We start from the raw sequence: 9,576 nt of genomic DNA, 5'->3' as shown, positions 1-9,576 counted from the left end.
TAGCATGAAGTCATCCTTCGCGTGAGATCGATCAGGCAATCGAGTGTCTGCTTAGATTACGCAAAAATCACACACTGCGCGTTTCAAGCGATATCAAACGCCCAGACAAACCGCGCCCGCCGCCACAATCACGCACGCAATCCAGCGCTTTCCACTGACTTGTTCACGCAGGAACATCCGTCCGATCAACACGGCGAACACCACGCTGGTTTCGCGCAACGCCGACACCGCGCCCATTGCGCCCGACTGCATCGCCCAGATCACAATGCCGTATGCCGCGATCGATACCAGTCCGCCAGCAAGCGACGAGCCAAGTGTCATCGGCGCTTTCCGCACCGGTTTCCAAATCGCCCCGGGACCGCGCATGGCGACGAACAACACCGGCATCAGCCAATAGAACAGGAACATCCACGCGGTGTAGGCGAGCGCCTGCCCGCCAGACGACCGCACGCCGATGCCATCGATCACCGTATAAAGCGCGATCGTCACGCCCGTCGTCACGGCGGCCAGCACGCCCGCGCGCGACACATGACTCCCCTCCAGCGCGAGCGCGAGAATGCCGCCCGAGATCATGACGATGCCGAACGCGTGCAACGGGCCGATCGACTCATGCGCGAAAAGCGCGGCGCCGAGTGTGACGAGCAACGGCGACGAACCGCGTGCGATCGGATAAGCCTGCGCCAGATCGTTGCGTCGATACGAGCGCACGAGGCTCACGTTATAGACAATGTGCACAAGCCCCGATGCGACGATATACGGCCACGCCGCCTTGGCCGGCCACGGCGCGAACACGACGACGAGCGAGGAGACTCCCGCGATGGCGATGCTCATCCACGTCATGGACAGGAAGCGGTCGCGGTTGCCGTGCAGCAGCGCGTTCCAGCTCGCGTGGAGCACGGCGGCAAGGAGTACGAAACCACCGGTATAACTAAGCATTCAGGTTTGGGCGCGGCAAAAGAACAAGGATATCTATCTTGGCGTCCGCTAACAAACCAGATAATTTGACCTTTCGAGTTAAATAATCTAAACCGAATTACCCGTGTCATTTGCCGGCGAAATCCCGATCAGGGGTAAACCCATTCGAAACTGTGCGGCAAAGTATCTACAGTTCTTGCATACCAGTTAGCTTCGTGCGCGGGGGCGTTTCTGCGTAGGGGCGTCTGGCGGTGTTTCCGCAGTTCCACGAACTGAAAGGAGATGACAAATGGAAATCCGCGACCCGTCCCCTGGCCTTTACAACGAAGATCTCGCACCTGCCCGCGAGCGCAACTGGGGTGCCTTCAGCATCTTCAACGTCTGGACGTCGGACGTTCACAGTCTCTGGGGTTACTACCTCGCCGCCAGCCTCTTCCTCCTGTGCGGCAGCTTTATCAACTTCGTGCTCGCGATCGGGATCGGCTCGCTGGTGATCTTCGCGTTGATGAATCTGATCGGCTTCGCCGGCGAGAAGACCGGTGTGCCCTACCCCGTGCTGGCGCGCGCTTCCTTCGGCGTATGGGGAGCCAACCTGGCGGCGCTGGTGCGCGCCGTGGTGGCCTGCTTCTGGTATGGCGCGCAGACGGCAGCGGCGGCGAGTGCGATGGTCGCGCTGCTCATCCGCAGCGACAGCATGATGGCGTTCCACAAAGGCACTCAATTCCTGGGCCACTCGGGGCTGGAGGTGATTTGCTACGTGGTGATCTGGGCGCTGCAGTTGCTCATCATCCAGAAGGGCATGGAGACGGTGCGCAAATTCCAGGACTGGGCGGGCCCGGCGGTATGGATCGCCATGCTGCTCCTGGCTATCGGCCTGTGCGTCAAGGCCGGTGGCTTCTCGTTCAGCAGTGGCATTCCAATGGACGTTCTGCTCGATAAAACCAAGGACGCCGGCGTCAGCGGCGAGCCCGGATCGTTCTGGGCGTTGATGGCAGTGGGCGCCACCTGGATCACCTATTTTGCGGCGCTGTACCTGAACTTCTGCGACTTCTCGCGTTACGCGAAAAACCGCAGCGCAGTGAAAAAGGGCAACCTGTGGGGCCTGCCGGTCAACCTGATCGCGTTCTCGCTGGTTGCCGGCGTGACCACCATTGCGGCCTTCAAGGTGTACGGCGAAGTGCTGCTGCATCCCGAACAGATCTCGGCCAAGTTCGACAGCTGGGTGCTGGCGCTCATCGCGGCGCTAACCTTCGCCGTCGCCACGCTGGGGATTAACGTGGTGGCCAATTTCGTCTCGGCCGCGTTCGACATCTCCAACGTTTTCCCCAAGCAGATCAGCTTCAAGAAGGGTGGGTACATTGCTGCGGCCATCGCACTGGTGCTCTATCCGTTCGCGCCGTGGGAAGGCAATGCAGCGCACTTCGTCAACGCCATAGGCGCCACGATGGGCCCGCTGCTGGGGATCATCCTGGTGGACTACTACTTGGTGGCCAAGGGCAACGTCAACGTCGCGGCGCTCTACCAGGAACACGGGGAGTATCGATACGAAGGCGGCTGGAACGTCAACGCGCTGGTCTCGGCGGCGGCCGGCAGCGTGTTTTCGACCTTCCTGCCCAACTTCACCAACCTGCTGCCGGTCTGGTGGAATACCTATGGCTGGTTCTTCGGCGTGCTGATCGGCGGCGGCGTTTATTTGATCATGGCAACGCTGCGGCCGCGCGCTGCGATCGCACCGACACGTGCCTGATGATTCGCCGCCGGCCTTGCTTGCGTGCAGTCGGTGAAGTAGATTTTATTGAGCGGGACATCAGGCGGGAGGGATTGCCATGGAACTGAACGTAGAACGTATCGATGTCTGGGCAGCGACTATCGACGACAAAGCGGGTGGACTCGCGCAAGTATTAAGCGCTTTACGCGATGCTGCCGTGGACGTGCAGTTTGTCGTCGCCCGACGCACGCCGGAGACTCCGGGCAAGGGCGTTGTGTTTATCGCGCCGCTGCAGGGCGAGAGAGAAATCCGCGCCGCGACACAGGCAGGGTTCAGCATCACATCGAGTCTTCACTCCGTCCGCGTAATGGGTCTGGACCGGTTGGGAATCATCGCGCAACTGGCCCAGATGCTGGCCGATGAAGGGATCAACCTGCGCGGCGTGTCCGCCGCCGTGCTTGGCACACAGTTCATTGCGTATCTCGCGATCGATTCCCTGGACGACGCCGAAAAAGCCGTGGACGTTTTGCAGAGGGCTTGACGCTTAAAACCTTCGCGCAACCTCAAACGGCCGCGGAACCCCTCGACGCGACACCCGGTTAACGCCCGGGAATAAACCATGCGTGCTAAGCGTTACTTCTTCATCGGAGGGAAATTCGAAATGAAGAACGCAATCAAAGCTTGGCTAATAATCCCCGCGTTAGCGGTCCTGCTCGCTGCATGCGCCACCGGGGGCATGCAGGCGGGCACGGGGACGCACCTTAGCGCCATGGAATGCCGCGACCTGACTGCCATCAGGAACAAGGCGCCCGTCACCCATGAGCGCAACATGAGCGAATTGGCGGCCCTGGAGAAAGCGGGCTACCACCCGGGATGGTTTTTTGATCCTTACTATCCGGCCGATCTTGAGGCCGCCCAGCATCAGGTCGATATCTGGTACGCGACCGAGTGCCCGCAAACCTAGGCCTCAGACGTTGGCGAGTGAAACGCCGGCGCGTTCAAGAATATGTTGATTACGCGTCGACAGGTTCGCAAATCGTAAACGCCTTCCGGCCTTTTGATAGCGGTCCCTCAGCGTTTCGAAAGCGACAATCGCGGAGTGGTCAGCCACGTGCAAATGCTGGCAATCGACGATGACCTCTTCCGCACCGGTCTGGGGCTGGAACAGGCCCTGGAAATTTGCGGTCGACGCGAAAAACAACGTGCCGTGCAAGACATAGGTCCGCGCACCTTCATCGTTGCTTTTAACCTCGGCGCGGATTTCGCGGGCATGCTGCCAGGCGAAGTTCAATGCGGCGATGACGATGCCGCACAACACGGCAATGGCCAGGTCGGTAAAAACAGTGATGACCGTCACGGCGATGATCACCAGCGCGTCGTTGCGGGGCACTTTACCCAGCACTCGAAGCGATCCCCATGCGAAGGTTTGTTGCGCGACAACGAACGTCACGCCGACCAGCGCGGCCAAGGGGATCCGTTCGATGAGCGGCGACAGCAAGAGGATGAAGAGCAGGATCATGATGCCGCTCGTCGCGCCTGACAGGCGGCTGCGTCCTCCGGAACTCAGGTTGATCATGGTTTGACCGATCATCGCGCAACCGCCCATGCCGCCGAACAAACCCGACACGACATTTGAAACGCCGAGTGCGAGACATTCGCGATTAGGCTGGCCACTGGTCTCGGTGATCTCATCGGTGAGATTGAAAGTGAGCAATGTTTCCAGCAAACCCACTATTGCCATGAGCAGCGCGTAGGGAAAGATAATCCGAAAAGTCTCGAAGTCGACCGGTATCCGCGGCAGATGAAAGCTTGGAAAGGCGCCTGCAATATGCGCCATGTCGGCCAAAGTCCGGGTGGGCAGATGCGTGAGATGGCTGAGCATGCCGACGCTCACGATGGCAACCAGTGCCGGCGGCACCTTTCATATCAATTCTGGTATCGCAAACACCGAATAACTGATTGGACCGCCATGAACCCCGGCGCTACGCTTCATCCCGGTACGTCCCTAATCAGATGACCGCGCAAAATCATTGGACGCACCGAGTGCATCAAGCGCGGCAGTACCGAACACAAACACAACTAAATCGGAGACAACCATGAAACATGCTCGACGCGCAGCCATTGGTGCGCTGCTTGGTTCTGCCCTATTGCTGGGCGCAAGCCTGACCGCCCACGCCGATGACAAGATCACCCTGGGCTTCTCCCAGGTCGGCGCGGAAAGCGCCTGGCGCACCGCGAATACCGTTTCGGTCAAAAGCGCGGCTAAAGACGCCGGCGTCAATCTGAAATTCTCCGATGCGCAGCAAAAGCAGGAAAACCAGATCAAGGCGATCCGCTCGTATATTGCGCAGAAAGTCGATGTGATCGCGTTCTCTCCCGTCGTGGAATCCGGCTGGGAGCCGGTATTGATCGAAGCGAAAAACGCCAAGATCCCGGTGATTCTCACTGACCGCAATATCGATGTAAAAGACACGTCGCTGTACGTGACCATGATCGGCTCGGACTTCCTCGAAGAAGGCCGTCGTGGAGGCAAATGGCTTGAAGATCACTATAAGAACGATGCAGGTCCGATCAACATTGCCGAATTGCAGGGCACGGTTGGCTCGGCACCGGCCAACGATCGTCGCGCCGGATTGCTCGAAGTGATCAAGAACGATCCGAAGTTCAAGGTCATCGCTTCGCAAAGCGGCGACTTCACGCTCGCCGGCGGCAAGCAGGTCATGGAAGCCTTCATCAAGACCTACGGCAAGCAGATCAACGTGGTCTACGCCCATAACGACGACATGGCGCTCGGTGCAATCCAGGCGATGGAAGAAGCCGGCATCAAGCCCGGCAAGGACGTGACCGTAGTCTCGTTCGACGCCACCAAGGGCGGCTTTGAAGCCATGGTCGCGGGCAAGATCAACGTCGACGTGGAATGCAGTCCGTTGCTTGGGCCGCAACTCATGACGGCCGTGAAGGACGTGAAGGCGGGCAAGACCTTGCCGAAGCGCATCGTGACCGAGGAAACCATTTTCCCGATGAGCGTGGCCGCGCAAGTCCTGCCGCAGCGTAAGTATTAGGCCGCAGCGGTTACGGAGAACATCCGCGAGTCCGGCTGTAACGGCGGACTCGCAGCGCCCGTTTTCAATCCCCTTTTACGGCCTCGTTCATGACCGGCTCGCCTATTCTTGAAACCATTGGCATCTCCAAGTCGTTCCCGGGTGTCAAGGCGTTGCAGAACGTGGATTTCAGCTTGTATCCCGGCGAAATCCATACCTTGATGGGCCAGAACGGCGCCGGTAAATCGACGCTCATCAACGTACTCACCGGCGTCCACACACACGATGCAGGCGAGATACGGCTCGGTGGCGAAGCCGTCAATTTCGCGACGCCGCTTCACGCGGAAGCCGCTGGAATCAGGACGCTTTATCAGGAAGTGAACCTCTGCCCGAATTTGTCTGTCGCTGAAAACGTATTCGCGGGACGGCAACCGAAGCGGCGTGGTGCTATCGACTGGAAGACCATTCATGCGCGGGCCGAAGCGGCGCTTGCGGACCTGAACGTCTTCCTGGACGTGACCAAATCACTCGATACCTATCCCATCGCCGTGCAGCAGATGGTGGCCATCGCGCGCGCGGTGTCGGTGGATGCGCGCGTTCTGATCCTCGATGAACCCACCTCGAGCCTTGACGATGGTGAAGTCGCCAGACTCTTCGACGTGTTGCGTTCGCTCAAGCAGTCGGGCATGGCGATCCTGTTCGTCACGCACTTTCTAGAGCAGACCTATGCAATATCGGACCGCATCACGGTCATGCGTAATGGCGAGCGCGAAGGCGAATATCTTGCCCGCGATTTACCAGTCGAACTGCTCGTTTCGAAGATGGTGGGCCACGAACGGATGACCGAACGCCTCAAGCGTGCTGCCGACGAACCACCCGCGCCGAAAACTGCCGTGCCGTCATTTTTCGAAATGCGCGGCATCGGCCGGCGTGGCGTGATGAATCCTGTTGATATTGATGTACAGCCCGGTCAGATCCTCGGACTCGCCGGCCTGCTCGGTTCAGGCCGCACCGAAACCGCGCGGTTGCTGTTCGGCGCGGAACGGGCGGATGCGGGCGCGATGTCTATCGACGGCAAGGCGGTAAAGCTTCGTTCTCCTCGCGATGCAGTGCGTCGCGGCATAGGATATTGCCCGGAGGACCGGAAGAAGGAAGGCATTGTCGCGGATCTTTCCATACGCGAGAACATCATTCTGGCGCTGCAAGTGCAACGTGGCTGGTGGCGGGCAATCAGCCGGGCGAAACAGCGCCAGATAGCCGATGACTATATCGAGCGCCTGGGCATCAAGGCGCCCGATGCAGAACAGCCCATTGGACTTTTGTCGGGCGGCAACCAGCAGAAGGTCCTGCTCGCGCGCTGGCTCGCGACAGAACCCAGGATGTTGATCCTCGATGAACCCACGCGCGGCATCGACGTCGCGGCCAAATTCGAAATCATGGATCGCGTGCTGGCACTCTGTGCAAAGGGGCTTGCCATTGTTTTCATCTCGTCGGAAGTGAGCGAGGTCGTGCGCGTGAGTCATCGGATCGCCGTGCTGCGCGACCGGCGCAAAGTGGCGGAGGTCGAGGGACACGCAGCGTCGGAAGACCAGGTGTACAGACTCATTGCGGGAGGCAGCCGATGAACCGCCTTAAAGCCGCTTTGCAGAATCCTCTCGTCTGGCCGGTCCTCACGCTCGTGCTGCTGATCCTGCTCGACCTGAGCCAGAACGCGCACTTCCTCTCAATCACCGTGCTCGACGGCCACTGGTTTGGTGCGCCTATCGACATCCTGAATCGTGCCGCACCGCTCGTGCTCGTCTCGCTCGGCATGACACTCGTGATTGCAACACGCGGGATTGATATCTCCGTCGGTGCGGTCGTTGCGATTGCCGGTGCGGCAGCCGCCAGCATCCTCGCCGACAATCCTTCGCAGGTCAGCGAAGCGCTCGTTGCCGCGCTCGCAGTGGGCGTGCTCGCCGGCATGTGGAATGGCGTGCTGGTGGCGTTCGTCGGCATGCAGCCGATCATCGCCACGTTGATCCTGATGGTGGCCGGCCGCGGCGTCGCGCAGTTGCTTACGGGCGGCCAGATTATCCCTATCGGCGCACCGGGTTATCTTTTGGTGGGCGGCGGATATCTGGCGCGAATGCCCTGCTCTGTGTGGGTCGCGGCTGGGGCGATAACCGCAACTGCGCTGCTCATGAATCGCACCGCGCTCGGCATGTTCATTCGTGCGATCGGTATTAATCCAGTGGCCACGAAACTGGTCGGACTGCGCTCGAGCGCGATCGTGTTTGGGGTCTATACCTTCTCTGGATTAACGGCGGCTATTGCAGGCATTCTGATCAGCTCCAACGTGCGCAGCGCCGACGGCAACAACGCCGGCTTGTTGCTAGAACTCGACGCCATTCTCGCCGTCACGTTGGGTGGTACATCACTGCTCGGCGGGAAGTTCAGCCTCGCGGGAACCGTGCTCGGCGCGTTGATCATCCAGACGCTGACATACACCACGTACTCAATCGGCGTACCGCCCGAAGCCACACTGGTCGTGAAGGCAGCGGTCGTGCTGGTCGTCAGCGTGATCCAGTCGGCCACGGCCCGCACGGTCATCATGCGGCAACTAAAACGTGCTCTTCCCTACGCCATGAAAAAGCCCCTTAGCGAGGCTGCAAAATGAGGAACCTTCTCGATCGCCTGGTCGATCCGCGTACGCTGCCGATCGTCGTCACTATTGTGTTGTTCATCGCGCTGTTCGGCTTCGGCTCCGTGATGTACACCGGATTTTTCTCGCTACAAGTACTGCTCGGCCTGCTCGTCGATAACGCCTTCTTGCTGATCGTCGCGATCGGCATGACGTTCGTGATCGTATCGGGCGGCATCGACTTGTCGGTGGGATCGGTCGTCGCGTTGACGACCATCCTCTGCGCTGTATTCGCTGAACATCTGCACTGGCCAATATGGGTCATCGTGCCGCTCGTCCTCATGCTTGGCGCGTTGTATGGCGCCGCGATGGGCGCGCTGATCCACTTCTTCAAGCTGCAGCCGTTCATTGTCACGCTGGCGGGCATGTTCCTCGCGCGCGGCGCGTGCTTCCTGATCACGACGCAGTCGATCACCATCAACGATCCCGCCTTCCACGCGCTGTCGGGCTTTCACATCGATATCCACGGCGCATCGCTCACCGCCGGCGGCCTGATCGCGATTGCCACGCTATTAGGCGCCATCTTTGTCGCGCACTTCACGCGTTTCGGGCGCAACGTTTATGCAGTCGGCGGCAACGAACGGTCCGCATTGCTGATGGGGCTGCCCGTGGCGCGCACGAAAGTTGGCGTGTATGCATTGAGCGGCTTCTGCTCGGCGCTGGGCGGCGTGGTGTTCACGCTGTATGTGCTTTCGGGTTACGGCTTGCAAGGACAAGGCATGGAACTCGATGCAATCGCCGCCACGGTCATTGGCGGAACCTTGCTCACGGGTGGCGTCGGTTATGTGATCGGATCGGTCTTCGGCGTCGGCATTCTCGGGACCATCCAGACGCTCATCACGTTCGACGGCACGCTGAGCTCGTGGTGGACCCGCATCGTTATCGGCGCCTTGCTGTGCGCGTTCTGCCTGTTGCAGCGCGTGATCGAACGGCATGCGGCACGGCGCAAATCGGATGGGACCGCGTCGGGTGAACGAGCGAGGTCAAGGTTCAAGCGGCGAGATGCGGCACGGCAACACGATGCCGCGAATAAAGCCGACCCCGTCGCGCTCGGATCGCGGAGTTAAACGCGATCCAAGGACAGCAGTAAGAGATGTAAGACAGCACGACTGCTCTGCATGTTCTATAAAACGGATAGTCAGCGCATAAAGCGCAATCACAAAAAAGGTCCTGAACGCAAAGCGCGTTCGGGCAAATGAAGTATTGAATCAGCAAACACATAGCAACGG

The 9,576-nt window shown here is 59.8% G+C and carries 8 protein-coding genes and 1 pseudogene; 7 read left to right on the top strand and 2 right to left on the bottom strand.

Annotation, left to right across the window (positions count from 1 at the left end; genetic code table 11):
* Positions 1–93 precede the first annotated feature (93 nt).
* Positions 94–936, bottom strand: a complete 843-nt coding sequence (locus ACSQ83_RS33480; protein WP_414954190.1) for an EamA family transporter — start codon at positions 934–936, stop codon at positions 94–96.
* A 268-nt stretch (positions 937–1,204) separates the two neighbouring features.
* Here ACSQ83_RS33480 and ACSQ83_RS33475 point away from each other — a divergent pair, with 268 nt between their 5' ends.
* The 3 genes from ACSQ83_RS33475 (at position 1,205) to ACSQ83_RS33465 (ending at position 3,587) form a co-directional block, all read left to right on the top strand.
* Positions 1,205–2,662: an NCS1 family nucleobase:cation symporter-1 gene (locus tag ACSQ83_RS33475; RefSeq protein ID WP_414954191.1), complete on the top strand. Its 1,458-nt coding sequence runs from the start codon at positions 1,205–1,207 to the stop codon at positions 2,660–2,662.
* A 79-nt stretch (positions 2,663–2,741) separates the two neighbouring features.
* On the top strand, positions 2,742–3,164 hold the full coding sequence (locus ACSQ83_RS33470) for an ACT domain-containing protein (RefSeq protein WP_436231055.1): 423 nt from the start codon (positions 2,742–2,744) through the stop codon (positions 3,162–3,164).
* A gap of 120 nt (positions 3,165–3,284) precedes the next feature.
* A complete protein-coding gene (locus ACSQ83_RS33465) occupies positions 3,285–3,587 on the top strand; it encodes a DUF4148 domain-containing protein (protein ID WP_414954193.1) in 303 nt (100 codons plus the stop codon).
* Positions 3,588–3,590: 3 nt separating this feature from the next.
* Here ACSQ83_RS33465 and ACSQ83_RS33460 read toward each other — a convergent pair.
* Positions 3,591–4,541: pseudogene (locus ACSQ83_RS33460) on the bottom strand (SulP family inorganic anion transporter); the annotation flags it as partial.
* A 178-nt stretch (positions 4,542–4,719) separates the two neighbouring features.
* Between ACSQ83_RS33460 and ACSQ83_RS33455 the strand changes: the two are divergent.
* From ACSQ83_RS33455 to yjfF, 4 genes are all read left to right on the top strand, one after another.
* The gene (locus ACSQ83_RS33455; protein ID WP_414954194.1) at positions 4,720–5,685 is read left to right on the top strand and encodes an ABC transporter substrate-binding protein; all 966 of its coding nucleotides are present in this window, start codon (positions 4,720–4,722) and stop codon (positions 5,683–5,685) included.
* Between the two features lie 89 nt (positions 5,686–5,774).
* The gene (locus tag ACSQ83_RS33450) at positions 5,775–7,289 is read left to right on the top strand and encodes a sugar ABC transporter ATP-binding protein (RefSeq protein ID WP_436231054.1); all 1,515 of its coding nucleotides are present in this window, start codon (positions 5,775–5,777) and stop codon (positions 7,287–7,289) included.
* The gene (locus tag ACSQ83_RS33445; RefSeq protein ID WP_436231053.1) at positions 7,286–8,323 is read left to right on the top strand and encodes an ABC transporter permease; all 1,038 of its coding nucleotides are present in this window, start codon (positions 7,286–7,288) and stop codon (positions 8,321–8,323) included. Before ACSQ83_RS33450 ends, ACSQ83_RS33445 begins: the two co-directional genes overlap by 4 nt.
* Complete coding sequence (gene yjfF / locus ACSQ83_RS33440) at positions 8,320–9,414, top strand: galactofuranose ABC transporter, permease protein YjfF (RefSeq protein ID WP_436231052.1); 1,095 nt, start codon at positions 8,320–8,322, stop codon at positions 9,412–9,414. Before ACSQ83_RS33445 ends, yjfF begins: the two co-directional genes overlap by 4 nt.
* The last annotated feature ends 162 nt before the right edge of the window (positions 9,415–9,576 follow it).

Source organism: Caballeronia sp. LjRoot29, assembly GCF_964252755.1.
Taxonomy (GTDB): Bacteria; Pseudomonadota; Gammaproteobacteria; order Burkholderiales; family Burkholderiaceae; genus Caballeronia.
Note: the sequence above shows the minus strand (reverse complement) of the source record. Positions and strands in the feature narration are given on the sequence as shown.

What these genes read in the sequence shown, in the direction of transcription:
- ACSQ83_RS33450 (WP_436231054.1), top strand. Translation starts at nt 5,775, where the DNA reads ATGACCGGCTCGCCTATTCTTGAAACCATTGGCATCTCCAAGTCGTTC.
- ACSQ83_RS33455 (WP_414954194.1), top strand. Translation starts at nt 4,720, where the DNA reads ATGAAACATGCTCGACGCGCAGCCATTGGTGCGCTGCTTGGTTCTGCC.
- ACSQ83_RS33445 (WP_436231053.1), top strand. Translation starts at nt 7,286, where the DNA reads ATGAACCGCCTTAAAGCCGCTTTGCAGAATCCTCTCGTCTGGCCGGTC.
- ACSQ83_RS33475 (WP_414954191.1), top strand. Translation starts at nt 1,205, where the DNA reads ATGGAAATCCGCGACCCGTCCCCTGGCCTTTACAACGAAGATCTCGCA.
- ACSQ83_RS33480 (WP_414954190.1), bottom strand. Translation starts at nt 936, where the DNA reads ATGCTTAGTTATACCGGTGGTTTCGTACTCCTTGCCGCCGTGCTCCAC.
- yjfF (WP_436231052.1), top strand. Translation starts at nt 8,320, where the DNA reads ATGAGGAACCTTCTCGATCGCCTGGTCGATCCGCGTACGCTGCCGATC.
- ACSQ83_RS33465 (WP_414954193.1), top strand. Translation starts at nt 3,285, where the DNA reads ATGAAGAACGCAATCAAAGCTTGGCTAATAATCCCCGCGTTAGCGGTC.
- ACSQ83_RS33470 (WP_436231055.1), top strand. Translation starts at nt 2,742, where the DNA reads ATGGAACTGAACGTAGAACGTATCGATGTCTGGGCAGCGACTATCGAC.